The organism is Micromonospora sp. NPDC092111, assembly GCF_044755745.1.
Lineage (GTDB): Bacteria > Actinomycetota > Actinomycetes > Mycobacteriales > Micromonosporaceae > Micromonospora.
The window spans coordinates 1226511-1252888 of sequence record NZ_JBIVRQ010000001.1 but is presented as its reverse complement, the minus strand read 5'-3'; the positions used below and the strand labels follow the sequence as shown (position 1 = coordinate 1252888).

Annotated in this window: 26 protein-coding genes; 12 read left to right on the top strand and 14 right to left on the bottom strand. The window is 70.1% G+C overall.

Going from position 1 to position 26378, the window contains the following annotated elements:
• Nucleotides 1-22 precede the first annotated feature (22 nt).
• Complete coding sequence (locus ACIQG9_RS05355) at nt 23-1249, top strand: hypothetical protein (protein ID WP_400398626.1); 1227 nt, start codon at nt 23-25, stop codon at nt 1247-1249.
• Between the two features lie 112 nt (nt 1250-1361).
• Here ACIQG9_RS05355 and ACIQG9_RS05350 read toward each other — a convergent pair whose 3' ends face one another.
• Nucleotides 1362-1781 carry a hypothetical protein gene (locus tag ACIQG9_RS05350; RefSeq protein WP_400398625.1) on the bottom strand — a complete coding sequence of 140 codons (420 nt, stop codon included), beginning with the start codon at nt 1779-1781 and terminating at the stop codon, nt 1362-1364.
• Between the two features lie 261 nt (nt 1782-2042).
• Here ACIQG9_RS05350 and ACIQG9_RS05345 point away from each other — a divergent pair, with 261 nt between their 5' ends.
• The 3 genes from ACIQG9_RS05345 (at nt 2043) to ACIQG9_RS05335 (ending at nt 4786) form a co-directional block, all read left to right on the top strand.
• Nucleotides 2043-3179, top strand: coding sequence for a LuxR C-terminal-related transcriptional regulator (locus ACIQG9_RS05345; RefSeq protein WP_400398624.1), 1137 nt, complete (start codon nt 2043-2045; stop codon nt 3177-3179).
• Nucleotides 3176-3823: a hypothetical protein gene (locus ACIQG9_RS05340; protein ID WP_400398623.1), complete on the top strand. Its 648-nt coding sequence runs from the start codon at nt 3176-3178 to the stop codon at nt 3821-3823. The genes ACIQG9_RS05345 and ACIQG9_RS05340 overlap by 4 nt, the downstream gene beginning before the upstream one ends.
• A gap of 135 nt (nt 3824-3958) precedes the next feature.
• Nucleotides 3959-4786: a DUF72 domain-containing protein gene (locus ACIQG9_RS05335; protein WP_400398805.1), complete on the top strand. Its 828-nt coding sequence runs from the start codon at nt 3959-3961 to the stop codon at nt 4784-4786.
• Nucleotides 4787-5097: 311 nt separating this feature from the next.
• Here the strand turns inward: ACIQG9_RS05335 and ACIQG9_RS05330 are convergent, their stop codons facing one another.
• Entirely contained in the window at nt 5098-5625 is a 528-nt protein-coding gene (locus ACIQG9_RS05330) for a MauE/DoxX family redox-associated membrane protein (protein ID WP_400398622.1), read from the bottom strand.
• A 401-nt stretch (nt 5626-6026) separates the two neighbouring features.
• On the opposite strand from ACIQG9_RS05330, the gene ACIQG9_RS05325 reads away from it, so the two are divergent.
• The 4 genes from ACIQG9_RS05325 to ACIQG9_RS05310 all read left to right on the top strand — a co-directional run bounded on the left by ACIQG9_RS05325 (nt 6027) and on the right by ACIQG9_RS05310 (nt 9518).
• Nucleotides 6027-6260: a hypothetical protein gene (locus ACIQG9_RS05325; protein WP_400398621.1), complete on the top strand. Its 234-nt coding sequence runs from the start codon at nt 6027-6029 to the stop codon at nt 6258-6260.
• A gap of 107 nt (nt 6261-6367) precedes the next feature.
• Nucleotides 6368-6913, top strand: a complete 546-nt coding sequence (locus ACIQG9_RS05320) for a TlpA family protein disulfide reductase (protein WP_400398620.1) — start codon at nt 6368-6370, stop codon at nt 6911-6913.
• Nucleotides 6910-8778 carry an ABC transporter ATP-binding protein gene (locus ACIQG9_RS05315; protein ID WP_400398619.1) on the top strand — a complete coding sequence of 623 codons (1869 nt, stop codon included), beginning with the start codon at nt 6910-6912 and terminating at the stop codon, nt 8776-8778. Before ACIQG9_RS05320 ends, ACIQG9_RS05315 begins: the two co-directional genes overlap by 4 nt.
• Nucleotides 8778-9518, top strand: coding sequence for a S26 family signal peptidase (locus ACIQG9_RS05310; RefSeq protein ID WP_400398618.1), 741 nt, complete (start codon nt 8778-8780; stop codon nt 9516-9518). The genes ACIQG9_RS05315 and ACIQG9_RS05310 overlap by 1 nt, the downstream gene beginning before the upstream one ends.
• A gap of 128 nt (nt 9519-9646) precedes the next feature.
• Here the strand turns inward: ACIQG9_RS05310 and ACIQG9_RS05305 are convergent, their stop codons facing one another.
• From ACIQG9_RS05305 to ACIQG9_RS05295, 3 genes are all read right to left on the bottom strand, one after another.
• On the bottom strand, nt 9647-9985 hold the full coding sequence (locus ACIQG9_RS05305; RefSeq protein ID WP_400398616.1) for a hypothetical protein: 339 nt from the start codon (nt 9983-9985) through the stop codon (nt 9647-9649).
• On the bottom strand, nt 9976-11334 hold the full coding sequence (locus ACIQG9_RS05300) for a HEAT repeat domain-containing protein (RefSeq protein WP_400398614.1): 1359 nt from the start codon (nt 11332-11334) through the stop codon (nt 9976-9978). Before ACIQG9_RS05300 ends, ACIQG9_RS05305 begins: the two co-directional genes overlap by 10 nt.
• Before the next feature lie 336 nt (nt 11335-11670).
• Complete coding sequence (locus ACIQG9_RS05295; RefSeq protein WP_400398612.1) at nt 11671-13326, bottom strand: glycoside hydrolase family 44 protein; 1656 nt, start codon at nt 13324-13326, stop codon at nt 11671-11673.
• A gap of 231 nt (nt 13327-13557) precedes the next feature.
• Here ACIQG9_RS05295 and ACIQG9_RS05290 point away from each other — a divergent pair, with 231 nt between their 5' ends.
• Nucleotides 13558-15252: a cellulose binding domain-containing protein gene (locus ACIQG9_RS05290; RefSeq protein WP_400398608.1), complete on the top strand. Its 1695-nt coding sequence runs from the start codon at nt 13558-13560 to the stop codon at nt 15250-15252.
• Between the two features lie 1524 nt (nt 15253-16776).
• Complete coding sequence (locus ACIQG9_RS05285; protein ID WP_400398606.1) at nt 16777-17472, top strand: hypothetical protein; 696 nt, start codon at nt 16777-16779, stop codon at nt 17470-17472.
• A 173-nt stretch (nt 17473-17645) separates the two neighbouring features.
• Here the strand turns inward: ACIQG9_RS05285 and ACIQG9_RS05280 are convergent, their stop codons facing one another.
• Together ACIQG9_RS05280 and ACIQG9_RS05275 are read right to left on the bottom strand one after the other, a co-directional pair.
• Entirely contained in the window at nt 17646-18224 is a 579-nt protein-coding gene (locus tag ACIQG9_RS05280; RefSeq protein ID WP_400398604.1) for a hypothetical protein, read from the bottom strand.
• 110 nt (nt 18225-18334) lie between these two features.
• The gene (locus ACIQG9_RS05275) at nt 18335-18697 is read right to left on the bottom strand and encodes a cyclic-phosphate processing receiver domain-containing protein (RefSeq protein WP_400398804.1); all 363 of its coding nucleotides are present in this window, start codon (nt 18695-18697) and stop codon (nt 18335-18337) included.
• A 104-nt stretch (nt 18698-18801) separates the two neighbouring features.
• Here ACIQG9_RS05275 and ACIQG9_RS05270 point away from each other — a divergent pair, with 104 nt between their 5' ends.
• Nucleotides 18802-19176: a hypothetical protein gene (locus ACIQG9_RS05270; RefSeq protein ID WP_400398602.1), complete on the top strand. Its 375-nt coding sequence runs from the start codon at nt 18802-18804 to the stop codon at nt 19174-19176.
• Nucleotides 19177-19279: 103 nt separating this feature from the next.
• Here ACIQG9_RS05270 and ACIQG9_RS05265 read toward each other — a convergent pair whose 3' ends face one another.
• The 3 genes from ACIQG9_RS05265 to ACIQG9_RS05255 form a co-directional block, all read right to left on the bottom strand.
• Entirely contained in the window at nt 19280-19930 is a 651-nt protein-coding gene (locus ACIQG9_RS05265; protein ID WP_400398600.1) for a helix-turn-helix domain-containing protein, read from the bottom strand.
• Between the two features lie 26 nt (nt 19931-19956).
• Nucleotides 19957-20592, bottom strand: coding sequence for a hypothetical protein (locus ACIQG9_RS05260; protein WP_400398598.1), 636 nt, complete (start codon nt 20590-20592; stop codon nt 19957-19959).
• 70 nt (nt 20593-20662) lie between these two features.
• A complete protein-coding gene (locus ACIQG9_RS05255; RefSeq protein WP_400398803.1) occupies nt 20663-21325 on the bottom strand; it encodes a pentapeptide repeat-containing protein in 663 nt (220 codons plus the stop codon).
• A gap of 468 nt (nt 21326-21793) precedes the next feature.
• Between ACIQG9_RS05255 and ACIQG9_RS05250 the strand changes: the two genes are divergently transcribed.
• On the top strand, nt 21794-22291 hold the full coding sequence (locus tag ACIQG9_RS05250) for an NUDIX domain-containing protein (RefSeq protein ID WP_400398596.1): 498 nt from the start codon (nt 21794-21796) through the stop codon (nt 22289-22291).
• Here ACIQG9_RS05250 and ACIQG9_RS05245 read toward each other — a convergent pair.
• The 4 genes from ACIQG9_RS05245 to ACIQG9_RS05230 form a co-directional block, all read right to left on the bottom strand.
• Nucleotides 22255-23319 carry a Gfo/Idh/MocA family protein gene (locus ACIQG9_RS05245; protein WP_400398594.1) on the bottom strand — a complete coding sequence of 355 codons (1065 nt, stop codon included), beginning with the start codon at nt 23317-23319 and terminating at the stop codon, nt 22255-22257. The two genes, ACIQG9_RS05250 and ACIQG9_RS05245, sit on opposite strands and share 37 nt — an antisense overlap.
• On the bottom strand, nt 23316-24377 hold the full coding sequence (locus tag ACIQG9_RS05240) for a DegT/DnrJ/EryC1/StrS family aminotransferase (RefSeq protein WP_400398802.1): 1062 nt from the start codon (nt 24375-24377) through the stop codon (nt 23316-23318). The genes ACIQG9_RS05245 and ACIQG9_RS05240 overlap by 4 nt, the downstream gene beginning before the upstream one ends.
• Before the next feature lie 61 nt (nt 24378-24438).
• The gene (murA, locus tag ACIQG9_RS05235; protein ID WP_400398592.1) at nt 24439-25710 is read right to left on the bottom strand and encodes a UDP-N-acetylglucosamine 1-carboxyvinyltransferase; all 1272 of its coding nucleotides are present in this window, start codon (nt 25708-25710) and stop codon (nt 24439-24441) included.
• 73 nt (nt 25711-25783) lie between these two features.
• Nucleotides 25784-26365 (bottom strand): acyltransferase, encoded by a 582-nt coding sequence (locus ACIQG9_RS05230; RefSeq protein ID WP_400398590.1) that lies wholly within the window; start codon nt 26363-26365, stop codon nt 25784-25786.
• Nucleotides 26366-26378 lie beyond the last annotated feature (13 nt).

Here is a 26378-nt window from a genome sequence, read left to right as displayed (position 1 = left end):
CGCCGACGGGTGGGGGGATGCCGTGACCACCGTTGACGCCGGGCGGCAGCCCCGGCTGCGGCCCGAGATCGTGCTCGGACCCGGTCAGCGCCGGGGCGAGGGCGTGGTGCACCACGTGAAGGACCCGCTGACCGGCTGGTTCTACCGGATCGGCCCCCGGGAACACTTCCTGCTGTCCCGGATGGACGGCACCCGGTCGCTGGACGACCTCGGCGCGGACTACGCCGAGACGTTCGGCCGCCGCCTCGGGCCGGAGAGCTGGCAGCAGTTGTTCGGGATGCTGTACAAGCGGCAGCTTCTGGCCGGCGCCACCGACGACGAGGCGCTGGCCCGGCTGACCGCCTCCGCCGCCGAGAACGCGGAACGGGCCAAGCGGGGACCGTTGCAGGCGCGGTTCCCGCTGTTCGACCCGGACGCCCTGTTCCAGCGCGTCGGGCCACGGCTGTCCGGGCTGTTCCACCGGGGGTTCGTGGTACCCGCGCTGGCCGCGGTGCTGGCGCTCGCCGGCTACGTGGCGTACGCCTGGCCGCAGTTGACCGACGCGGCCTTCGCCGGCCGGCGGGGGCCGCTACCCGTGGTGCTGGGGGTGCTCGTCGCCTGGGCGATCATCTTCCTGCACGAGTGCGCGCACGGGCTGACCTGCTGGCACTTCGGCGGACGGGCGAAGGAGATCGGCCTGATGTGGCGGTTCCCGATGCTCGCCCCGTACTGCAAGGTGGACGACGTGGTGCTGCTGCCGCCCGGTCGGCGGGTGGCCACGGCGTTCGCCGGGGTGTTCGTCAGCATGCTCGCCCTGTTGCCGTTCGCCGGGCTCTGGGCGCTGGCCCCGGACGGGCACACCCTGCACAGCCTGGCCGGTTCGATCCTGCTCTTCGGCACCGTGACGGCGGGGATCAACCTGGTGCCCTTCCTCCGGCTCGACGGCTACTACATGCTCACCCACGCGCTCAACCTGGCCGACCTGCGGGGCGAGAGCTACCGCTTCTACGGGCGGTTGCTGCGCGGTGGCCCGGCTGCGGTGGCCGGCTATCCACGTCGGGACCGCGCGGCGTACGCCGGGTACGGGCTGGCCAGCGCGGTGTTCGCGGTCACCGTCTGCACCCTGTTGGTCCGCCTGTGGTACACCTCGCTGGCCGGCTGGGTCGGCGGCGGCTGGGCGGTGCTGATCCTGGTGGCCGAGGGTGTCCTGGTGCTGCTGCTGATCGGCTACGGCGTACGTCGGCGGCGGGCCCGGTCCGGCGGAGCGTGAGCCGCGCCGATCGTTGCGGTGAACCGGGTGGCACCTGCCACCGCCGGCCGGCGGAGCGGGACGGGTCGCCGGGGCCAGGCCGTCCTGGCATCCGCCCCGGCGACCGGGACCGTCACACGTAGGGGTTGTCGACGTACTGGGTGTACCGGTACCCGCCGTTGTAGTAGTGCACGGCCACGAGCTGGATGTTGGCCACCGAGCAGTTCATGCTGTCCGAGAAGTTGCGGACCGTTCCGTCGACCCCGTTGCTGCGGGTCGGGGTGGTCCGGCAGTTGATCCGGGCGTTCCCCTCGAAGTACTGGCCCTGCGCGATGTAGCCGGGACTGCTGCTCAGCCCGTAGACCGATCCCTTGACGACGACCGAATACCCGTTGTTGAACGTCACCGTGCCCCAGACCGTGCCGTCACTGCTGCCGAACGGCACGGTGACGGCCGCGACGGCGGGCGCGGCCTGAACCGTCGCCCCCACCGTGACCAGCATCAGCGTGGCCAGCAGACCGAACAGCCGCCGGGCGATTGTCGAACGCATCATCGTTGATCGACCCTTCATTTCCGATTGGCGATGTCGTCGGACCCCGGGGACGACGGGACCGACGATCCGGCAGACCCCGCGGGCCGACAAGAGTGGAGACGGCCATCGATTGCACGTTCCTGCAACCGTGGCCTGAGGCCCTTCCGTCGCCCGCCAGGCAGATGGTCTGCTGGGCGGGCCGCGCGGCCGGTTGGCCGGGCGACGACACGGCCGGCTGGTACCGGGCGGGCAGGGGGCGGGAACACGGACGGAAGGAGTGACATGCCGGAGTCCACGGGGGTGATCCCGCAGTTGACCCGGTGGGGGGTGTCGGCGGACGCCGACCTCGTCTATCGCGCGCTGGCCCTGCTCGGCTCACGACGTGAGCCTGAGCTGAGCCGGGAGTTGGGCCTGCCCGGCAGCCGGGTCACCGCCGCCTTGGACGAACTCGCGGCACTGGGCGGCGCGATCCCGGGCACGGTCGGGTCGGGCGGCGGGCGGATCTGGTCACCCGCCGCCCTACCGGCACTGCTGGCCCGGCTGCGTCGGCCGCCGTCGGTCCTGACGGATCAGGACCGCTGGCGGCACCACCTGCGCGCCCTCGACGGACTGGACCTGCCCGCCGTGGACACCGCCGCCGTCCGGCGGTGGCCGAGCCGGGCGGTGACCCGGCGGCGGGTCGCCCACCTGGTCGCGGCCGAACAGCACGAGCACCTCGCGGTCAACACCGAGGAGGTGATCAGCTCGGAGTCCTGGGCAGCCGCCCTGCCGCTGGACCGCAACCTGCTGGACCGCGGCGTCCGGGTCCGGGTGTTGAGCCGGCCGACGGGCGATGGCGACCGGCAGGTGCCGCCCACCGAGGAGAGCAGCGGCGGCGGCGAGGGGATGTACCGGCAGCTCGCCGAGCTGCCCTTGAAGCTGATGGTCTTCGATCGACGGGTCGCCCTCTTCCCCGCCGATCCGATGAACTTCGAGGCCGGTTTCGTGGAGGTCGCCGACCCGCCGGTGGTGCAGGCGCTGTGCAATCTGTTCCACCGGCTGTGGTCACGTGGTCGTGATCCGTTCCACCAGGGAGTACGTCCGATCAGCCTCACACCACGGGAGAGGGCCCTGGTGGCTCTCCTGGCCGCCGGTCACACCGACACGACCGCCGCCCAACGACTCAATGTCAGTCTCCGCACCGTCGCCTACACGCTGCGCGCCCTGATGGACCGGCTCGGTGTGGAGAACCGGTTCCAACTCGCCCTGCTGCTCGGCGCCGCCGGTGCCGCGCCACTGCCAACCGGTGCCGCGACGGGCCCCGAGGAGGTGCCGGCACCTGACGCCACGCCGCCGGCCGGCGGAACCGCACCCACCCGCGCCGACGACCCGCCCACCGGCGACCGCCCCACGGAGAAGCACCGCCAAGGAGACCAATGATCCGCCAGCTACGTTCCGCCGCCACCCTCGCGGCCGGGTCCGCCCTGCTCGTCGCTCTCGCGGCGGCGCCGACCCTGGCCGGCAGCCGGGCACCGGCCGCCACCGACACCGGACGCACCGCTGCCCACCTGACCGTGGACCCCAGCCTGTCGGCCACGCCCACCCCGGCCACCACGGCCACACCGGGCCCGTACCGGGAGTGGATCCCGGCTTCCTGCGCCACCGGCGGCTTCGATCCGCTGGAGGTCGACGCCCAACTCAACGTCGTCATCCCGGGCCAGGTCACCTTGTGCGGCAGGTGGGCCGGCAAGTACGCCTTCACCGTCGTGGCCTTCCGGCCCGACCGCGAGCTGGCCTTCGCCTTCTCCTCCAGGCTGCGTTCCTACGACCCGACCGGCCCCACCCCGGTACGCGCCGCGTTCGTCACCCCGCCGGCCGTGGGCAGTACGGGGATCTGCCTGATGCGGAGCAGCACCGTGCGGATCGCGTGCCTGGCCGTCGACGTCGACGCGCAGTACCGGATCACCTCGCGGCCACTGCCGGTGGACGACCCGCTGGTGACCAAGCCGGTGCTCTATCAGGACGACGCGCTGTCACCCGAGCCCGGCTCCGGCTTCTGCGCCACCTGTGTCGGCCTGTCCTGACCGGTAGGTCACCCGTCGGTCGCCACCGGCCCGGGGTGACGCCGCCCGGCGTCGGCCGGGCCGCCGCAGGCGTACGGCGTGGTGGCCCGCCGGTGTGAGAGGGTCGGGGCCATGCGTCTTCACGTGGGCTGCGCGATGTGGACCCACCGGTCGTGGCACGGGCGTCTGCTGGCCCATCCGCTCCCGTCCCCCGAGCGTCTGCGGCACTATGCCGGCTGGTGCAACGCGGTCGAGGGAAACACCACCTTCTACGCGACCCCGGCCAGGGACACCGTCGTCTCGTGGGCGCAGCAGACCGACCCCGACTTCCGGTTCGTGGTGAAGCTGCCGAAGGTCGTCACGCACGAACGCCGGCTCACCGACGCCGACGACGCGCTGCGCGCCTTCCTGGACGCGATCGAGCCACTGGGCCCGCGAGCGCACGCCCTCTGGATCCAGTTGCCGGGATCGTTCGCCCCCACCGACGTCCCCACGCTCGCCCGCTTCCTGCGCCGGCTCCCCGACTCGCACCGGTACGCCGTGGAGGTCCGGCACCCCGCGTTCTTCGACGATCCCGGCTCGACGCGGCTGCTGGAGGCAGTGCTCGCCACCGCGACCGCCGAGTGGGTGCCCTTCGACACCACCGCGTTCTTCGCCAGCCCGCCGACCAGCGACGCGGAACGCGACGCCTGGACCAAGAAGCCGCGCGTGCCGCTACGGTCGCGCGCGCTGACCGATCGGCCGATCGTCCGGTACCTCGGCCGCGACTCCGACGCGCGGACGGTCGAGGGCTGGCAGCACTGGGTCGAGACCGTCGTCGGCTGGCTGCGCGAGGGCCGCTCGCCCACCGTGTTCGTCCACACCCCGGACAATGCCGACGCGCCCGTGCTCGCCCGCCGCTTCCACGCCGAGGTACGGGCGCGCGTGCCCGGGGTCGAGGCCCTGCCGGAGCCGATCCCGGTCGAGCCGCTGACCCTGTTCTGAGCGTTCGACGACACCTGCGGGTCCGCCGGCCGGCTGGCGGTCGCCCGAATTCCGCCCGGTGCCCACTGCGGTGACCCGGCGACGCGAGGCGGTGAGCGTCGGTGCCCGTTGCGTCCTGTACACCGGGGCCTGTCCATCACGCTCCCCAGCGGGCGGCCAGCGTCAGGGAAGGTTTCAGTTATGCATGGACATCAATCAACGGCGCCCTGCGCCTGCCGGAGTCGGGCCGGACCGGAGGGCGCGGACATTCGGACCCGCCCCTGGCTCACCGGGCCGAGGAGCCTGGCGCCCACCGCCCTACCGCGCACCGCTCAGGCGGGTGACCGGAACAGGGCGACCAGTTCGTCGAGCGCGGCCACCAGCGCACCGGCGAGCAGGCCGGCGAACACGGCCAGTGACGCCGCCGCGAGTTGCAGCTCACCGGACGACACCGACGCGGCCAGGCCGAGCGCCGCAGCCGCCGTCAGCCCGAGGTTGCGGACCACATGCCGCCAGCCCAGCGGGGTGTCCGAGGCGCCGAAGCAGCGGCACGGGGCGCGCCGTCCACGGCGGACGGTCGCCAGCACGGCAGCGGTGAACGCCGCCAACAGGACCCCGGCCAGCACCGATCCGGCGATCCCACCCCACCGGGCCGGGACCAGCAGGAGCAGCACCACCATCGCCTCGGCGACCACGGTCGCGGCTGCCGCGGGTCGCACGACGCGCACCGGCACCACGTCCATCTGCCGCAGCGACCGGACGAAGGCCGCGTAGCTCGCCCGGCCCGACACCTTGCCGACCAGCGCCGCCACGAAGACGACAGCGAGCAGGGCTCTCGTTCCGACCTCCAGATAGCGCATCCGACCTCGCCTCCCTGAATCTTCTGGCGGCGACGGGCCCGCCGACCAGTCCACACCGCGCCCGGTCGCCGGGGCCGCGCCGCCGGCCGAGCCGTCCAGGCCACCGGCGAGACGCGCCGGCCCGTGCATCCGGTGCCCCCGCGCGGCAGCGGCTGCCGTCAGCCACGGTCGAGGGCGTCGGCGACGAATTAACGCCGGTCCCCCAGCCTCCCCGTCGGGTGTGTAAGGCCGGTGGAAGCCCGGTGGACGGGCCGCCGGCGGCCCGGCAGCCGAGCCGGCCGGATCGACGTTTCTCTACGCGCCGTTGCCGGTGGTCACCGGGTTGCGCCCGGCGGGCGGCCGTCGTCTTCCACCCGGCTTCCACGGCCGTTGCACCCGTCCCGACCACGGTGGTCACCAGCGTGCGGAGCGACCCCACGCGTACCGCCATCGACGGAAGGGAGATCGGGATGTACCGGCTCATGGAGAAGGTGGGTGGCAAGTTCCTCGGGTTGTTCGTGCCGGAGGTGGAGGCGGCGGCCTCGGCGAACGCCTGCCGATGGAAGTACTTCTCGAGCTGCTGGCAGTGCGGCTACGGCGCCTGCGACGCGTACTGCTGCGACGGGGCTGGCTGCTCGACCATCGTCTGCTACTGACCGGCCCGACCCGGCCGGCGATGGCCCGCCGGCCGGGTCTCACCCCCAGTCCACCCGGGTCCGCGGGCCCCGCCGGCGGACCCTCGGGAAGCATTCCGGGAGACACCATGTCAATCCTCATCGCGGCGGTCGCCCTCGTCGGGCTGCTCTGCCTGCTCGATCTCGTCCTGACGTTCGGCGTCGTCAAACGGCTGCGCGAGCACACCGCGCTGCTCGCCGAGGTCGTCCCGCCGTCGCCCGCCGTCAAGGTCGGCCAGGAGGTCGGCACCTTCGAGGCAGTGACGGTGACCGGCGAGCCGGTCACCACGGACCGACTCGGCTCCGGCACCCTGGTCGCCTTCTTCTCACCCACCTGCGGCCCCTGCAAGGACAAGCTGCCGAAGTTCGTCGCACACACGCGTGGGCTGCCCGCCGGGCAGGAAGCTCCGCTGGCGGTGGTGATCGGAGACGCCGAGCAGGCCGGCGACTTCCTCGCCGAACTGAGCCCGGTCGCCCGCGTGGTGGTCGAACGCGGCGACGGAGCGGTGAGCAGCGCGTTCGGCGTACGGGCGTACCCGACGCTGCTGCGAGTCGACCGCGACGACGCGGGACGGCTGGTGGTCGGCGCCAACCAGGTGGAGGTGGACCGGCCGGCAGCGGTGGCGGTCGGATGAGGCGTCCACCGCCGGCTCCGGCACCCGGACCCCGGGGGCTGGCCCGGGCACGCGCCGCGGCGACGCTCACCGCCCGGGCGGCGCCGCTGCGCCTGACCGGGTACGCCGTACTCACCCTGCTGGGCGGCACGTTGCCGGTGCTCGCCGCCTGGCTGACCAAGCTGGTGCTCGACGGTCTGGTCGGCGACGCCGCGCTCACCGGGCTCGCGCTGCTGGCCGGAGGGTTGGCGCTGACCGGCCTGCTGGCCGGGGTCACCCCGCAGCTCACCGACTTTCTGCGGGCGGAACTGAACCGGTCGATCGGGTTGCGCGCACACGACCGGCTGTTCCGCGCGGTCGCCGGTTTCGTCGGGCTACGGCGGTTTGAGGACCCGGCCTTCCTGGACCGGCTCCGGCTGGCCCAGCAGGCCGGTGGGACCAGCCCGATGCAGGCGGTGGACGGGGCGCTCGGGGTAACCCGGGCGGCCGTCACCATCGCCGGATTCCTCGGTTCCCTGTTCGTGCTCAGTCCGGCGATGACCGGGCTGGTGCTGGTGTCCGCCGCACCGACCGTGATCGCCGAACTGCTGCTCGCCCGACGCCGGGCCCGGATGCTCTGGGCGATCGGCCCGACCGAGCGCCGCGAGTTCTTCTACCGCAACCTGCTGTCCACGGTGGAGGCCGCCAAGGAGATCCGGCTGTTCGACCTCGGCTGTTTCCTGCGCGGGCGGATGCTGGCCGACCGTCGCCGCGCCGACGCCGCGCGCCGCGCCGTCGACCGGCGTGAACTGGTCGTCCAGGGCGGTCTGGGGCTGCTCGCCGCGACCGTGTCGGGTGCCGGGGTGGTGTGGGCGGTCACCGCCGCCCGGCGCGGCACGCTCTCGGTCGGCGACGTCACGATCTTCGTCGCCGCGGTGGCCGGGGTGCAGAGCGCGCTCGTCACCATGGCGCGCGAGCTAGCCCGGGGCCACCAGGCGATGCTGATGTTCGACCACTACCTGGCCGTGACCACCGCGCCGCCCGACCTGCCGGTGGCCGCCCGGCCGGATCCGTTGCCGCACCTGCGCGGCGGCATCGAGCTGCGCGACGTGTGGTTCCGCTACTCGGCGGACCACCCCTGGGTGCTACGTGGGGTCAACCTGCGGGTCCCGTACGGCGCGACGGTGGCGTTGGTCGGGCTGAACGGCGCCGGGAAGTCCACGCTGGTGAAGTTGCTGTGCCGGTTCTACGACCCGACCCGGGGCAGCATCCACTGGGACGGCGTGGACCTGCGCCGCGTCGACGCCGCCGAACTGCGCCGCCGCATCGGCGCGGTGTTCCAGGACTACATGCACTACGACCTGAGCGCGCACGAGAACATCGCACTCGGCGACCTCGACGCCATCGACGACCGGAACCGGGTCGAGCGGGCCGCGGCACGGGCTGGCATCCACCACCGGCTGACCGAACTGCCGGACGGCTTCGACACCCTGCTGTCGCGGACCTTCTTCCTCGACGCCACCGGCACACCCGACCAGCCCGGGGTGGAACTGTCCGAGGGGCAGTGGCAACGACTGGCCCTGGCCCGGGCGCTGATGCGCCACCGGCCGGAGCTGATGATCCTGGACGAGCCGTCCGCGGGCCTCGACGCCGAGGCGGAACAGGAGATCCATCGCATGCTCCGGCGACACCGGACCGGGCGTACGAGCCTGCTCATCTCGCACCGGTTGAACACCGTCCGGGACGCCGACCTGATCGTCGTCCTGGCCGACGGGCGGGTGATCGAGCAGGGCGATCACGCAACACTGACGGCCGTGGACGGCGAATACGCCCGGCTGTTCCGGTTGCAGTCCACCGGCTACCAGGACGCCGCTACGGGCCTGGTGAACAGCGCCGGGGAGCACTGATGGACGACGTGTCGGGCCGACCGCACGGCCCGGAAGCCCGGGCCACGACCGTCGGCCGCCCCGGTCCCCCGCCGACCACCGGGCAGGTGGTGCGGGGCCGCCGACGTACCCGGGTCGCGCCGGCAACGCTGTCACTGGCGCTCGCCCTCGGGTTGCTGGCCGGCACCACGACGGCGCTGCTGGTCGGCGCCCGGAACGGCTGGGCGCTGGCCTTCGCGTTGCCGACCGCGACACTGGGGGCCGGGCTGGCCGCCGTCGCGCTGGTGGCCCGGCGGCTGGTCGCGGTGACGGTGCGTGGCGCGAGCATGCAGCCGACCTACCACGACGGAGACCGGGTCCTGGTCCGGCGCACCACGGCGCCGACCGTGGGGCAGGTCGTGGTGGTGGAGCAGCCGGCACCGCACGGTCGGTGGCGACGGCCGCCGTTGTCACCGACGGCCGGCCCGGCGGCGGTGAGCGGCCGGCGCTGGATGATCAAGCGGGTGGCGGCGGTGCCAGGCGACCCGGTGCCGCCGGTGCCCGCCCTGCGCGCGGTCGCCGGTGAGCGGGTGCCGCCGGGCCGGCTGGTGCTGCTCGGCGACAACACCTCGGCCAGCCTCGACTCCCGCCAGCTCGGGTACTTCCCGCTGGACCGGACGCTCGGCACGGTCCGACGGCGGCTGCGGCGGACTCCCGACGTCGGCACGGGGGTCGGGGGCGTCGGACGCGGGCAGTGCCAAGATCGGCGAATCGATCGTTGAGGCAGAACGAGACGTACACGGCCGTCCCGGCTGGCGGGGGCGGCCGGGCCTCTCCGCCACGCCCAATGGGTGTCCCGCCTCGCCGATGCCCATCACGCCGGCCGCCGGCAAGACGAACTGGTCAAAGTTCAGCCGCGTTGACAGGCCACGTCGCCGTCCCGGCGGGCGCGGAACGAGTCCAGCGTGTTCTCCGGCCCGCCGAAGGCGGACATCGTCGTCGTGATGGTGCCGTCCTGGCCGGGGTCCGGGTCGCTGCTCTCGTCGCGGGCGAGCGCGCCCAGCCGGTCGCGGTCGGTCGGCAGACCGTTGCAGCGCAGCACCTCCCGGAGGTTGACGTCGAACGTCCAGACGGTGTCGCTGGCGGCGATCGCGGCCACGACGCCTCGCTGCGCTCCGGTGAGCGGGTTGCCCTCGGCGTACGCCTCGACCGGGAACACCAGGTCCAGCAGGGCCTTACCTACCGACACCGCGCTGACCGGATCGGTCTTGTCCAGCGTGGCGCACAGCTCGTCGAGTACCCGGCGGCCTGCTGCTCCGGCAGCAGCGCGAGGGTCATGGTCGCCTCGGCCGAGGCGCTGCCGGAGACGAGGAAGATCTGCTGAAACCCGTCGAGTTCCAGTGTGCCGGCGAGCGCGTCGATCAGCACGCGTACCGCCGGCTCGCCGGGTTCGAGCTGCAGCCGTACCCAGGTCAGCGCCGCGCAGAACCGCAGCATGTCGTCGTCGCCGGACAGGAACGTCTCCAGGACCGCCCGGTTCTGCGGGGTGGTGTCGTGCAGCGCCAGCCCGACCAGGATCTCGGCCCGGGCGAGGCGGTCCGGGGTGGTGAGCCGGTCGCGCAGCTCCTGCGCCGCCGGCTCACCGGCCGCGCACATCAGCAGGTGCAGGGCGCAGCGGCGTACGCCGGCGTGGTCGTGGGTGCTCAGCGCCGCCCAGGTGGGCGTGGCAGCGTCGATGGCGGCGTAGATCTCGTGGTACGCGCCCTCGGTGCCGTTGTCGTGGAAGTACTTCACCGGGTTGCGGACGTTGGCGGGCATGCCGGCGTGGAGGCGCTTGATCTCGTGGGCACCGCCGAGCATCCCCTCGCGCGTGGCGATGCGGACCAGGAAGTCCAACAGGTCGGTCAGCCGGCCGGCGTCGGTGATCGCACCGGCCAGCGCGACCAGGTAGCGAAACGCCGGACCGGCTGCCTCCGAGACGGTGTTCTGGCGCAGGATCGGGTTCCACAGCTCGTTCAGCGCGGTGCCGAAGGCTTCCCCATGCGGCACGGCGAGTCCCTTGAGCAGGAACGGGACGTTCCGCGCGTCCCCCTCCCAGGTATCCAGCTTCTTCCAGGGCACGCCGTCCACGCCGGACAGTGCCGCCGGCAACGGCATCTCCCGCCAGGTGTGCATCGCCTGGACGAACGCCGCGGACAGCTCCGACCGGTCCACCCGAAGCGGCTTGAACTTCACGGTCGCCCTCACGGCGCCCGTGGCGTCGAGCAGGCGCCACCTGCCGACCGGGCCGCCGTCGAGTCCGGGGCGGACGAAACCCTCCGCCACACCGCGACCGTCGGTATCGACGCAGCGCCACCGCTCGACCACGCGGGACTTGCCCTTCTTGGTAACGTACGGCTCGTCGCAGGGGCTGACCTCCGCGTAGCGCAGGCCATCCGCAGTGGACCACACCTCGCCCTGCAGGCGGTCGTCGCGCGTCAGGCGTTCCACCGCGACGGCACCGTTGCGGTGGAATCGGCGCTCGGCGCGCGTGCCGTCCGGCCGATGCTCCACCTCCAACGAGAGACAGTCGCCGTCGTCGGTGTCGTAGCGACGCATCAGCGTCACGTTGCCGGCCGCGTCGTAGTGGAACTCAGTGCTTGGCCGGCCACGCTACTCGAAGCGGTGGACATTGTGGCGGCGGTTCGATTCGAGGCTGCCCCGGCTGGTGATCGACACCGTCATCCGCCTTGTCGTGGACAAGATGTGGTCAGCCCTGGCGAGGCTGCTGGAAGCTCACCTTCGTGCCGCCCACCAGCGCGGCCGCCGATCAGTGCGCCGCCCACCGCCACGTCACCGGCCTCCGGCGGGTCGGCCCCGACGATGCCCAGGGGCGGCCCGGACGGCAGCACGGCATCCGCCACGCCTCCATCCTGGGCCGCCCCTGCCACCCGCTCAGTGTCGGCGCTGCGGCAGAACGAGCAGCGTCACGGAGTTCGCCGGGTACGTCGCGCTGACGCCGCCACGGGTCACCGGGAGATCCTCACCCCGGATGATCGAGGTGAGATCGGCCGGACCATAGGTGAACCGCTGCGCCTTGTGCCCGCCGTGGAATCCGGCGAGGGCCATCCGTGATGTCAGATCTTGGCCCGTCTTGTTGACCACCATGACGGTGAGCGCCTTGTCGGACGAGCGTTGTGCGGCGTAGACCGCGAGTTTCCCCTGGTCGCTGCTGGCCGCCGACACGCTCACGTCCCCGAACCTGCTCCTGGCTCCGTCGTAGTTCCGGTACATCCGGAACGCGTACGCACCGGGGTCGGTCGGTCGCGGTTCGCCCCAGATGGTGGCCAGGTCCAGACCTTCGCGCCCGAAGATACCGAGCACGTCAGCCTGCGCGAGCGCGCCGTTGATGTCGTCCAGCGCGCCCCAGTTGTATTCGGTGATGGCGACCTTCGTACCGGGGTAGTACTGCGTGACCCACGCCTTCATCTGGCGGATGAACTGCAACGGCGGCGCATTCACCCCGCCGGGACCGATCCACGACTCATCAACGTACGTCGGATCCCACAACGACCGGGTGGAGCGCAGCCGCAGCGCGTTGGCATCCGGGTCCTTACCCCCGCTGATCTGCGGATAGTAGTGTTGATCGAAGTAGTCGAGGAAGCGCTTCCCGCCGTGGGCGTCGCTGAAGTCCTTCATGTTCTTCAGATACCACTGGGACAGGTTGAGCCCGCCGTGCGCCGCCGCGTCCGCGCCTGGCGCGCAGCCGTCCATACCAGACGCCACCCATTCGCAGTAGCCCCAGCCGGACGGGCCGAGCACCGCCGCACGCGGGTCAGCGGCCTTGATGGCCGCGGCGGTCGCCGTACCCTTGCCACCCAGTTCGTCGTAGCTCACCGGCTCGGGATGCACGTCGCGGTGGGTGGAGTTCCACAACACCGGCTCGTTGTCGAGTTCGTAGATCGGCACACCACCATGTGACGCCGGACCGAACTGGTTCACGAGATGGGACACCATCTCGCCCGCGAACGACGCGTCGGCCGGAATCGAGGTGTCCGAGGGGACCGCCCCGACCAGGTTCGCGTCGGCGTGCCGACCATTGCCACAGTTGGGGTCCCACTGGTCGAACGAGTCCTGCTCCGGAAAACGGGTGGCCGGGAAGCCGCAGGCGAACGGGTGCGACGAGGGCGAGTCCTTCGCCACCCAGCCGATCAACGGCACGGCGACCACCTGTTTGGTCCCCTGGTCCCGGTTTCGCTGGACGAACGCCTCGACCGTGTTGTCGGGGCCGGCCACGATGTTCTCGAAGTACCAGTCGCTGCCCGTGTTGTAGGTGTGGTTCTTGAAGTTGTACCGGCTGCTCGCGTTACCGCCCCAGCGGGCCACCGGCGTACCGAGTTCAGTGACGAGGGCGGGGTCGCCCCCGTTCATGCCGTAGATGTCGGGGCTGATCACGTGCCGGGCGGCGGACACGTCCACGGCCAGGGTGAGGCCGGCGGCGGCCGCCGCCGGGCCGGCGGCGACCTGAGAGGTCAGCAGCCCCGCCACGAGAGATCCGGCCACCCCGATCGCCGTGGCCGGTCGTGGCTTGCGCCGTCGTTTCACACCCATCGGAGACTCCTGCCGCCGATCAGCCCAGGACGGACCGAACTCGCACACATATTACTATCCGTCTATATACAGTCAATCGATGTCCGCGATCGACGAAACAATGATCGGGTCGACCCACCAATCCGGGCAGCACGCCGGCGCCATTGGATGCATCCCACGCCACACCGTCGCGCATCCCAGCTATCGAACATCACCTTGACGTACATCTATCTGTAACGTCATCGTCCTTACATGATGGACGTCGACCTCAGATCGCTGTTCCGTCGCCTGTGGCCGGCCGTCGTGGCCGCCACCGCGCTGCCGGTCGCGGTCCTGGGTATGGGCCTGGTCACCACACCCGCGGCCGGCGCCGACACCGTGTCGACGCTGGCGAGCACCGTCCCGCCATCGACCCCGCCCAGCACACCGGCGCCACCGGCCCCGCCCGCGCTGCTCAGGGCCACCAAGGTGACCTCGACGGCGGTCACCCTGAGCTGGACCGCCGCCATCCCCGGCTGCTGCGACATCACCAACTACACCATCATGTACCCCGAGCCGTTCAACGACGTGGTCCCGACGGCGACGGTCGGAAACGTCACCACGACCACGATCAACATCTCGCCGACCCACCAGTACAGCATCAGGGTGGCGGCCAGGGACTCGGCGGGACACACCTCGCCCTGGTCGAACCAGATCATCGTGGTGGCTCCGGCCACCGACAGCGGCCCGGACACCGTGCCACCGGGCTCGCCGACGAACCTGACCAACCGGAACGGCACGCTGTACTGGTCGGCCGCGCCGGACAACGTCGGCGTGACCGGTTACCACGTCTACCGGTTCGACGGCTGGTACACCTCCACGCTGCTCGGCACCGCCACGTCGACGACGTACCAGCTGCCGCCCTCGGCCACGACGGGACCCGGCCCACACATCCAGTTCTACGTACGCGCCAAGGACGCCGCGGGTAACCTGTCGGCCGCGTCCAACACGGTCGACGCGACCAGCTCGACGCCCCCGGCCGACCTGCCGCCGACCGCGCCGAGGAACCTGGCGGTCAGCCGGATCACCTCGACGTCGGTCACCCTGACCTGGACGGCGGCCGAGCCCGGCTGCTGCGACGTCACCGGATACACGATCGGATACTTCCAGGCGTTCTACGACCTGGGGGATTCCGTCCGGGTCGGCAACGTCACCACGGCCACGATCACCCTCAAGCCGGCCACGCAGTATCGCTTCATCGTGCAGGCCGGTGACTCGGGCGGGCACAGTTCACAGTGGTCGGATCCGCTCACCATCGTCACCCCGGCGACCGACACCGGCCCCGACACCGTGCCGCCGAGCACCCCGGGGACGCTGACCGTCAGCGACGTGACCACCACGTCCGCCAAGCTGAACTGGACACCTTCGACGGACAACGTCGGGGTGACCGGCTACAACGTCTACCGCTGGGACGGGGTGTTCGCCTCGACGCTGGTGGCCACCGTGCCGGGCACCAGCTACCCGGTGTCACTCGGGCCGTCCGTGCCCAACCACTACTACGTACGGGCCCGGGACGCGGCGGGCAACGTGTCGATCGCGACCAACGAGGTCCGGGTCGACCCGCCGACCGGCCCCACCACTCCGCCAGCCAGCCCCACCTGCGCGGTGACCTACCAGAAGCAGTCGGAATGGCCCGGCGGATTCGTCGCCGACGTCACGATCAAGAACACCGCCACGACCGCCGTCGACGGCTGGACACTGGCCTTCACGTTCCCGGGTGACCAGCGGATCACCACGCTCTGGAGCGCCACCTACGCCCAGTCCGGCTCCGCCGTCACGGTCCGCAACGCCAGTTGGAACGGCACGATCGCGGCCGGCGCGAGCGTGTCGTTCGGCTTCCAGGGTACGTGGAGCGGCAGCAACGCGACCCCCACGAGCTTTTCCCTCAACGGCTCCCCCTGCCCGTAGGGAAGGGCTTGCCATGAACCGCTGGCCTCAACTCACCCTGGCAGCCAGGGATCCCTGCCACTCAAAACCGACGACGATCCGCCTACTCCCGAGCTCGAACGACCGGCGACGTTCCCGAAGAAGCGTCACCAGACCGGCCGATCGGATTCGGCAGGCAGACCGCCACGCGGGCATGCGCGACCTGGAACGACGTCAACACACCGTGGTCGTAGAGCCAGCCCAACAGCACACGGTCACGAGCCGTCAGCTGGGACTGGACCCGAAGAACCGGATCATCCACCGGTCATCACCTCCTTCCCGGTGCGGATGCCAGCCCCAGGGGGAGAGACCCGAGACCAGGCAGGGTCTGTCGCAGGACAAGCCGATAGCGCAGACAGCCGGCCAGGCCTGCGGTGTAAGACACGACAGGGGGTCCGTTCGGGCGTCCGGTTGAAGACTGACCTCAACACCGACGCCAAGCCGGACCCCGCAACGGGGACTGAGACGGGATCTGCCACCGCCACTGGCACCAAACCGAAGCGCAGAGACGAGATGCACGAGGAACACAGCAACTCCTTGATCGAAACATGAGGAAACATCGAACGTCGGGACGCCGTAGCGGCCGCCTGCAGAAACCAAAAGACCGCGAGTATGTGCACTGTGGACTTTTCAACGAACACGTCGACCGGTGCACCGGCCGACCCGAGAACGGATGAGGGCAGCAACGACCGCCACGACCACCAGAAGGGCGGTCGCGGCAGCGGTTACAGCGGTGACAGGTGCGGCGAGCCGGGTGGCATAGCGCCGCGCCGGTAGTGGGATCGTCTCAGCCTGGGACAGATGCTCCGGGAGCCGTCGACATCACGACGGTCCGGTAGGGCGTCGACTCAACCCGCCGGAGAAACATCCTTCATGGCGAACCCCCTGTCACTCAGAACCATCGACGGCCCGCCCCTCCCGAGCCTCGAACGATCGGCGACGCTCCCGAGGGAGCGTCACCACACCGATCGATCGGACCCGGCGGGTAGGCCGCCACTCGGTCGTCTGTGTACCAGTACGCCTCCGTCGGCAGCACCATGTCAACCAGCATCACCGGCAGTCGATCATGACGCTTACGGACCCAGCTGGACGCAGTAGTACCCGCTGACCCGTACTTGTCTCGAATGGGACGGATTCCCGGCCGAAATAGGCAGAAGAATCTTGGCCAGCCGGATCGACTGTCTCACATCATGAGAGGGCGTCCTCGCCGATAGACCGCTCAGAGCCACGTCGCCGTTCTTCCAGCCGCCGACACCGCATGCAGAGCTCGCCAGCAACAGCATGGGCAGACCGGTGAATGCGCCCCGCCCCGACAGCATCCCACCTGCAGCGCGAAGGCGTGCTCAAGCGGCACGCCTTCGACCTCGGCCTGATCGGGCAGTCCGTGAGCGGGTTCGTGGGTGAGCTCCGGTGATAGATTGCCGGGTATACGTTCTTGATGATCCAAGCTTGTCTGGCCGTGCTCGGGCAGTTCTCGCCCGACGGTCCCGCCCCCGGATACCGCGCATGGCAACTACCGACATCCGCTCGATGGCCGTCCTCCGCGTCGATAACCGGATCGAGGCGGCACCCGATGAGTTGATCGAGGCGATGATCGGGTTCGAGGAGCGGTTCGGTGGGCTTTGGTACCCGGTCATCGGCTCCAACGGTATGGAGTACGGCCTTGATGGTGGTGTGGTGGTCCATCGCGGCCCGCTCGGGCTGGCCTTCACCGGAATCGTGGACGGCGACTGGACCTGGGGCATCGACATCCTTGCTGACGGCCGCACCGCTATGGGACCCGGCCAGTGGTCCTACCGCGTGATCGACCGCTCCGTCGACCAGCGTCTGGAGAGCCACGCCATGCTCGTGACGGTCAGCGGCTGGTTCCATCGGACGTTCACCTGCCACACGCCGCGCGAGGTGGTCCCGGTAGTGGACGAGCGGCGTCTACCGCGGCGCGTGCCCGAAGCGACCGGCCCGACCGAGTCCTGGTGGCTGGACGACGATGCCGGTGTGGCTGTCCAGGTCCAGCTCAGCGCCTGGCCAAACGACCGAGACGTGTGGACCATCCGGTACTTCACCCGGGCACCGGCGCAGACCGCCGACGCGAACCCCGTCGTCTTCGGAGCAACAATCCACGAGACCGTACCGACGCTGTGGTGCGCGCTGTGTTCCCATCAGGTCGGGCCGGGAGGCACCTGCCACCGTCCACGTCCCTGAACGATAAGAGTGGAACAGCGGGTCCTTGTGCCGAGCCTTGCGGCCACGAATAGACCAAGGTACGCGGTTGTCTACCTGGCGATCTACCCGCCAGCAACCGATCTGCCGCAGACCACGCATGCTGCGCAGCGACGCCACAAACCCGATCGAGCACGCCTTCGGTCCTGCCGATGTCAGCGCGTGTTCGACGCCTCGATGATGGTGGCCGTTCCTACCATGGGCCGACCCTCGTGCATCGTGATCGTCATGCCCGGTTGTAGGTGCCTCCAGAGGGCTGGGGACAGCGGGCCAAGGCGGACCGACCCGGTGGCGCCTGGTGGCAACGCCGGCGCCGACTCCACCCAGATGCGTGCCACGAGCAGATCGGGGTCGCCCGCGGCCGTGCGCCTGCCGACATCCCACAGCGGTCGGAGGACGCCCTTGCCCGGGATCGGCGTTCGCCGTCCTCCTTCGGCGGGCGACAGGAGCCGCAACTCTGCGCGGACGATCCCGTGGATGCTCTCCCACCGACCCCAGCGGCACCACGCGGCGGCATCAGAGACCCCCATCAGCTCGGCGCTGTCGATCAGCAGATCCCACCAAGCGGTCGGCGGTTGCCAACCCGTGTCGAGGTCCGCAAGGAGGTCGAGCGCGACCTCCCACTCGTCGTGGTCGAGGTACTCGCGGACGTCCACCACCGTCACGCCGGCCTCATTGACGACATCAGCGGGGACCATGGCCGCAGCACGGGCGAGCGCATCGGCACCATCCACCTGCGGATTATTCAACGTCGTCGCAGCATCAGCGTGACATCTCCCACCGGCGCTCGGATCTGCCGCCCCGGATGTGACAACCGTCGGGCGGCGCGTTCGAGTCGGTCAGCTCACACGAGGCTGTCGAGGTAGCCGACGTCCGTGGAGCCCGATGCGACGCGGACCCGATACCCCCAGTGCCGGAGGACCTGGGCGACCTTCGCGGCACCGGCCGGATTGGCGGAGTGGACGTTGATGACGCCGACATCGAAGGGGCGGTTGTCGAAGGCAGCCCGCTCCAGAACCTCCACGACCGGCCAGATCGTGTCGCCCCCGCCGAGGTCGTGGTCCAGCCACAGCTCGTCCAGGTGCCGGTCGCGATACCGATCGAGGAGTTCCACTCCGGCGGCGCTGGTGCGGGCCACCGCCGCGCAACGGCCATCCACGAACGAACGGAGGTCATCGACCAGGACGATCGTTCGACGGGCATCCACGCGATGATGCCTGGCACCGTCATGATCTGACATCCGGATTTGCCGCGACGAGAGCGGGAGCCTTTCGTTGTAGGGGCTGCGGGCTGCCATCATCATGGTCTGTCATGAGGTTCGAGACGCTCGTCATCGTGGAGGTGGTGGGTCGGCCGGCAAGCTACTCGTCGGCAGCCGAGCCTGCGTGGAAGGCCGCGGTCCGCGAGGCATTCACCAGGAGTGGCTTGGGGCCTTGGGCGGAGCGCTTCTCGGTTCTCGTCGAGTTTCGTACGCCAGAAGCGCGCAACGCCAACGAGGTGTGGGACCTCGACAACCTGATCAAGCCGACGTTGGATGCGATGGAAGGCGTCTTCGGGCTTCGAGAATGGCGCGGACCATCGCAAGCGGCCGACGACCGCGTCGACCATCTCGAGGCGACCAAGCGCACCGTTCGCAGCGACGAAACGCCCGGCGCCCGGATCGAGGTAAGGCGCTTGGTTCAGTAGCGGGGGGACGCACGGACTTACTGCCGTTGGCTGGGCCCGGCGGGGAAGCCTTGCCGCATCACGCGACGTGGCGCTCGTGCCATGCCGCCCTCTCACCGCAGGCCTACGTGTGGTGGTTCGGGGTGTCGAGGATCAGCAGGAACCGGGCTTTGACGTTGCTGTCGGCGAGCGTGAGCGTCTCGTCCAAGACTGCTTGTGTGGCCATCGTCGGTGGCGGTATGGGCGTGTGGTGGTGTTCCCAGCCGGAAACCGTCTCGGGCGATACCCCGAGGTGGCGGGCGAAGTCGGGGACGGTCATCCGGAGCGCCTCGCGGAGCGCGCGGGTCTCGTGTCCGGTCCACCGGCCGACGACCACCGTCCCACACCCACAGTCAGCCGTCGCCGCGTGAGTGGCCCGGGTGGCGGTCCGGCCGGCGCGTCGGTGGCGTTCCTCGTCCCGCGCCTGCGCCCGCTGGGCGTTGAAGTCCCGTACCAGTGCGGCCATCTGGTCGAACGCCGCAAGCAGCGCCCCTTGTGCGTCGACCGCCCGGTCGGCGTCCTGCCAGAACCGGCGGACGCTGGTGTCCCGGCCGATCTCGGCGTTGGCGACCGAACTGCGGGAGTAACAGATGCTGCTGGCGAGCTGCATCTGCGTCAGCCCCTGCTCGGCACGCCACGCGGCCAACCGGTGGCCGAGGTCCCTACGCGCCTCGGCCACCTGCTGCTGACTGATCAGCCCCGGAAAGCGCAAACCCGACGAACTCCGGCCGTCCACGGCCGGCTGCGTGACCCGCACATTCGTCACCGGTGCCGCCGGTCCGAAGGCCGGGACACGTGGCAGAGGCTTGTCGTAGTCGAGGGCACACTCGGTCGAGCCGCGAGGCGGTCCCGCCCGACATCCGACGGTTCGATCATCACCTCGACGGGTCCCGCGAGGACCGCGACAGCGCCGGTCGCGTCGTCGTGACGGACCAGCGCCGTGACAGTCTCGGCGTGGACGTTCACGGTCACCCGCACCGCCGCCGCTCGGGCCATGATGACCGGACCAGCCGCGATCACTACCGAAACCGGGCGGCCCGGGTCGACACCGGAGGGTGAGGTCCAGTTAGCTTCTGGTCCTGGTTTCTCCGGGCTCGCTTCAGGATCCTTGGCGTGTCCCTGGATGATGAAGAAGCCGAGATCAGCGTTGGTCGTCATACCGAGGACTTCCCGCAACGCCGTGCGGTACGGCTCGAACGACCACCGGTGCTCCCCTCGTTCGAGCTTGCCGATGTAGCGGGCGTCAACGGCGCTGCGGCATCCCGCGTGCGCGTGGGTGTGGGCTTTGACCGCGTCAGCCAACTCCTGCCGGGACATCGGCCGCCCCGAACCGGACGAAGACGGCAGCGCCAGCCGAGCTGCGCGAAGCAGGTTGTTCGGCCCTGGGTGATAGGCCACGACGTCGTTCTCCCGATGTGTTCGTGTGCTCTCGTAGCCGGCAACCGGCAGGGCATGAGAACCAGCCCTGTCACCGCTTGCGCACGGTCAGGTGGAGATCCTGAACGGCCAGGTGGGTGAGGTCAGGTAGCTGGTCCTCGTCGAGGGTGACCCCGTGCAGGTTGCCGAGACCGGTCTTCAGGTCGTGCAGGCCGTTGCCCCGCAGGTCCGCGCCATGGAGATGGCAGGAGTCGAGTTCCAGGCGGGCCAGTTGGCAGGACCGCAAGACGATGTTGGGGAGGCGGCAGGACGACCAGGTGGCGTCAGTGAGAAGGCAGTCCACGAAGGCCACAGCTCCGGCTGCGGCGACCCGGGTGAACGACGCGTAGTCGAAGCGACAGCCCTCGAACAGCACGTCCTTCAACCGAACATCAGCCAGGCGGATGCCGGTGAACCGGGAAACGGTGATGGCGCAGCGCTCAATGCTGATGCCGGACAGAGTGGTGCCGGAGAAGTCGGCACGGGTGATCTCGCAGCCGAAGAGGGACCCACCCTCCCAACTACTCTCGCTCACATCGACACCGACGAGCCGGCTACCACGGACAGTGACGCCGTCCAGGGTGACGCCACGCCACAAGGCATCCTCGATGGTGGCGTCGCTGAGATCGTCGGTCGGGTCGCTGACGGTGTCGAGATCGTCAGGGTCCAGTTCCGGGAGCAGTATCCGCAGCTCGCCGACTGTCGTGGTCCGCATCTGTTCCTTTACCTGTTCCGAGGGGCGGTGCGAGGCGGGCCGGCCGCCGCACCACCCGAGTGTCGGGAGTTCGCTGTGAGCGCTTCTTCTTGTCCCAGCCCGACGACTGTCAAATTTGCCACGGCTATCCCAGATAGGCCGGGTATCGACCTTCGCGGCGTCGATCGACGCTACCGCCTGGGACGGTGCGACACCGAGACTGTCGAGGTGCTGCGGCGGGGCGTTGACAAGGGCGGCGAGGGCGGCGGTCATGCTGGTCCTCCGGTCGGGGCGAGGTGGTCCGCGGTGGCGCGGACGAGGGCCTGTCGGGTGGTACGGCAGAAGTTGGTCTCGCGGACGGTGAAGGGGGTCTGCTGCACCTATCGGTGCAGCAGACCCGTATCAAGAGCGGGCCCAGTCGCTGCGGTTCGGGCATCCCTCCTTTGGTAACGCGCCATTCGCCAGGGGCGAGCCCGTAGGGTCTGTCGCGTGGCCGAGACACAGACCGAACCCGACCTCTCCTATATCGCCAGCGTGACGCGGGTCCGCGCTGCCGCCGGCGTGATCCTCCGGGACCAGGTCGGCCGGGTGCTGGTGGTCCACCCGACCTACAAGGACATGTGGGAGATTCCCGGCGGAATGGTGGAGCCGGACGAGTCTCCGGCGGATGCTTGTGTACGCGAGATCCAGGAGGAACTGGGTCTTCCAGTGCCCACGGGAGCGCTGCTGTGCGTCGACTGGGTGCCGGCGAACCCACCGTGGGACGGCGGGCTCATGTTCGTCTTCGACGGAGGCGTACTGACAGCGGACCAGATCACGGCGATACGACTGTGCCCGGACGAACTCGACCGGTTCGACTTCGTCGAGCCGGAACGCCTGAGCGAGGTGTTGATCCCACAGCTGGCTCGGCGGGTTGCCGCAGCCGTCGCCGCGATCGGGCATGGCGGCGTCTACCTCGAAGATGGAGTCACCGTCTCAACCAGGTAGTCGGCCGGATTGAGCCGAGGACGCGGCGCTCGTGACAGGTCAGGCGCAGCGGAGCTCCCGATCGCCGCCGAGGTGAGGACGGCCTCGGCGGCGGCGATGGTCGCGGCGGCCTGCCAGAGCGTCACGATCGGTGCCTCTCGACCGAGGATGGCGTCACGGAAGGCTTCGTGCTCGCTGAGTAGCGGCTCGCGTTTCGGGATCGCGAATCGGGTGACGGCTCCTTCGGTGACGCCTCGAAACACCTCGACGGCGGCTCGATCGGTGGGCGTGGAGCCGTTGGCGTAGAAGGTCAGATCGCCGTGGACGGTGTCGGCGGCAAGGCAGCCGTGAGCGCCGGTGACCGCGGTGATGCGCTCCTTCAGCGGGGATAGCCAGTTGACGACATGGCTGGTGAGCGTGCCGTCGCTGAGCTCGCCGAGGATGAGGACGAGATCTTCAGCGATCCGGCCGCTGCGGCCCATGGTTCGGGCGGTGACCTGGGTCAGCGGCATGCCGCTGACCCAGGTGGTGATGTCCAGGTCGTGGGTGGCGAGGTCGAGCACGACGCCGACATCCCGGATTCGCGGCGGGTAGGGCCCCTGGCGCCGGGTGGTGATCTGGTAAAGGTCGCCGAGAGCCCCGTCGGCGAGTCGGACCTGCATGGCTTCCAGTGCGGGGTTGTACCGCTCGGTGTGGCCGACGGCCCCGATCAGTCCGGCGGTGTCGAACGCTTGGGCAAGAGCCCGTGCGGTAGCCAGGTCCGGAGCGAGGGGCTTCTCGATCAGCGCCGATACACCTGCCTCGGCGAGTCGGTGTCCGATGGCCGCGTGGTGGGCGGTGGGCACCGCGACGACGCAGTAGTCGAGCCGATGCGTGAGAAGCTGCTCCAGCGTGGCTGAGAGGGTGATGCCCCTGGCGGCCCGATATCGGTCCCCGCCCGGGTCGGCAGCGGCGACGAGCTGGACGCCGGGAAGCTGGCCGAGGATGCGGGCGTGATGGCGGCCCATCATGCCCAAGCCGACGAGTCCTGCTCGCAGTGGCGCGCTCATCGAATCACCGCCGCCACGATTCGAGCCAGATCGGGCGGCGTCAGGTACGGATGGACAGGCAGGGAGAGCACCTCAGCGGCAGCCTGCTCCGTATGCGGAAGGTCTGCGGGTTGGTCGTAGGCGGAGCTGCGGTGCAGGGACGTCGGATAGTGGATTCCGGCCTCGATTCGGACGTCGGCGAGCCGTTGCCGTACGGCGTCCCGGTTGCGGTGGCGGATGACGTACTGGTGGTAGACGTGGACGACGCCCGGCCGGACCGACGGGGTGACAACGCCGTCGAGTTGCTCGGTGAGCACGGCGGCATGCGCTTGTCTGCGGGCGGTCCACGGTGCCAACGATCGGAGTTGAACGCGACCGACGGCGGCGGAGACGTCGGTCATCCGAGCGTTGAAGCCGATCAACTCGTACTCGTAGCGGGCCGACATGCCCTGGTTGCGCAGCAACCGTAGTCGTCTGGCCACCTGCTCGTCGCCCGTGACCACCATGCCACCTTCGATGGCGTGCATGTTCTTGGTGGGATAGAAGCTGAAGGCTGCGGCGTGACCAAACGCCCCGGCCGAGGTGCCATCCAGTGCGGCACCGACGGCCTGGGCGGCGTCTTCGATGACGGCGAGGCCGTGGCGGGCGGCCAGGACGGTCAGGTGTTCCATCGCGGCTGGGTGGCCGAACAGGTGGACCGGGACGATGGCGGCGGTGCGGGGCGTGATGGCGGCGGCGGTCGCATCGGGGTCGAGGGTGAAGGTCTCCGGGTCGATGTCGGCGAAGACCGGCGCAGCGCCAGCGTGGGCAACGGCGTGTGCGGTAGCCCCGAAGGTGAATGCCGGCAGGATCACCTGATCTCCGGGCCCGATGCCGCAGGCGCGTAGCGCAAGGTGCAGAGCGGTGGTGCCGGAGCTGACCGCCACACAATGCCGACCGGCGACGAGGCTTGCGAACTCGGCTTCGAACGCGGCGACCTCGGTGCCCTGAACGAGCTTTCGGCTTCGCAGGACGCGGACGGCGGCGGCGACCTCGGCGTCACCGACGTGCGGATGGGCGAGTGTGATCGGGCGCCCCATGGTCACCTCCTCGATTCTTGCCAACGGCTCGGCATCGGCCCGCGTCGCGGGAAGCTGGTCCTCATGTCTCATCGCGGGTGATGTCAGCGCCGAGGGCGGTGAAACGGCTGGCCAGGTCCGCGTGGCCCCGATCGATCATTGCGCCGTTGCCGATGGCCGTTTCGCCGTCGGCCACAAGTCCGGCCAGGACGAGCCCAATGCCGGTCCGCAGGTCCTGGGCGACGACCTCGGTGCCGCGCAGTGGCTTACCGCCGTGCACGACGGCCTTCTCACCTTCTACGGTGAGGTCCGCGCCGAGCTTGCTCAGCTCACCAGCGAGGGCGTAGCGGGCGTCGTGGATGCGCTCACGGAAGTAGCTCGTTCCGGGCGCTTGGGTGGCGAGGGCCATCAGTGGGGGCTGCAGGTCGGTGGCTAACCCGGGGTGGGTGTCGGTGATGACGTTGATCGGATGCAAATGACCGGGTCGGGTGACGTTGGTGACCGCCCCGGCGGCGTCGAGTTCGACGCCCATCTGGTGGAGCTTGTGTGCGGCGACTCCGAAGTGATCCAGCACCGCGCCACCGACGAGGTTGACCCTTCCACCGGTGATGGCCGCAGCGATGGCCAGCACGCCGGCGTCCATGCGGTCCGGCATGATCGTGTATTCCACGGCGTTCAGCTCGGCTACTCCGGTGACGACGATGCGACCGGTTCCCGCGCCGCGGATCTGGGCGCCCATGGCCGTGAGCATCGCGACTACGTCGAGGACCTCGGGCTCCAGCGCGGCGTTCTCGATGACGGTCCGGCCCGGCGTGAGGGCTGCGGCCATGATGAGGTTTTCGGTGCCGGTGTGCGAGGGCGTGTCGAGGTAGAGGTCGGTGCCGCGCAGGTTGCCGGCCTTGATGTTGATGGTGCTGCCCTGTTCCTCGATGTGCGCGCCGAGGCGGGCCAGGCCCCGGTAGTGGAAGTCGAGTCCTCGGGTGCCGAGGGCACAGCCGCCGGCGCCCTCGAAGATGACCTCGCCGCGGCGGTGCAGCACCGGTGCGAGGAACAACACGCTGCCTCGGAACAGGCGGGTGAGATCGGCTGGCAGCCTTGAGCTGGTGATCTCGGTGGCGTCGATGACGAGCAGCCGGTCGGCCGGGTGGTACTCGACGTGAGCGCCGAGTAGCCGGGCGAGGTCGACGGCGCGCTGGACGTCGGTGATCGCGGGGACGTTGCGTAACACCGTTTGGCCGTGTCGGGCGAGCAACGCGGCACCGATCATGGGCAGAGCCGCATTCTTGGCGCCTTGGACGACGGCGGTGCCGTTGAGCGGCCCGGCAGGGCGAACGCGATAGCGAACTCTGTTCATCTGACGTTCCTTCAGCAGAGGTTGAGGTGGTTGAGCACGCACGGGCGGGACAGTCGCCGGTGGTGTGCGGCGGTCACGTGGCGAGGGACAAGCCGTTCGGCCCTCGGCGGTAGAACCGTCCGCAGGTGGGACAAGTGAGGTTGTCGTCGATGCGGTGGCCGCACCTGCAGGCCCAGCCGAGTTGCCGGGCCGGGTTGCCCATGACGAGGCCGTGGTCCGGCACGTCGTGTCCCACGACGGTGCCGATGCCGACCATGGCGTACTGGCCGACGGTGACGCCCGGGGCGATGACCGCGTTGGCGCCGACGGTGGCGCCGTAGCGGATCGTCACCGGTTCCCGCTGCCAGTCGTTGCGGCCTTTCAGATGACCGGCGGGGTTGATGGCTCGGGGTGCCGGGTCCTCCAGCAGATATACGCCGGGGGCAAGCATCACGCCGTCTTCCAGAGTCGCCCCGAACACTCCGCACCCATCCTGGATCTTGACCCGGTTTCCGATGACCGCTGCCGAGGCCACGTGAACGCCCTTGCCGAGTACGCAGTCCTCACCAACCCGGACGTCCGCGTCCACCTGGGCGTGGTGCCAGATCCTGGTTCGCGCGCCGACGTGGGCTTCGTCAGCGACCTCGGCCGACTCGGCGATGAAGGGCGCGTCCAACGTGTGTCCGGCT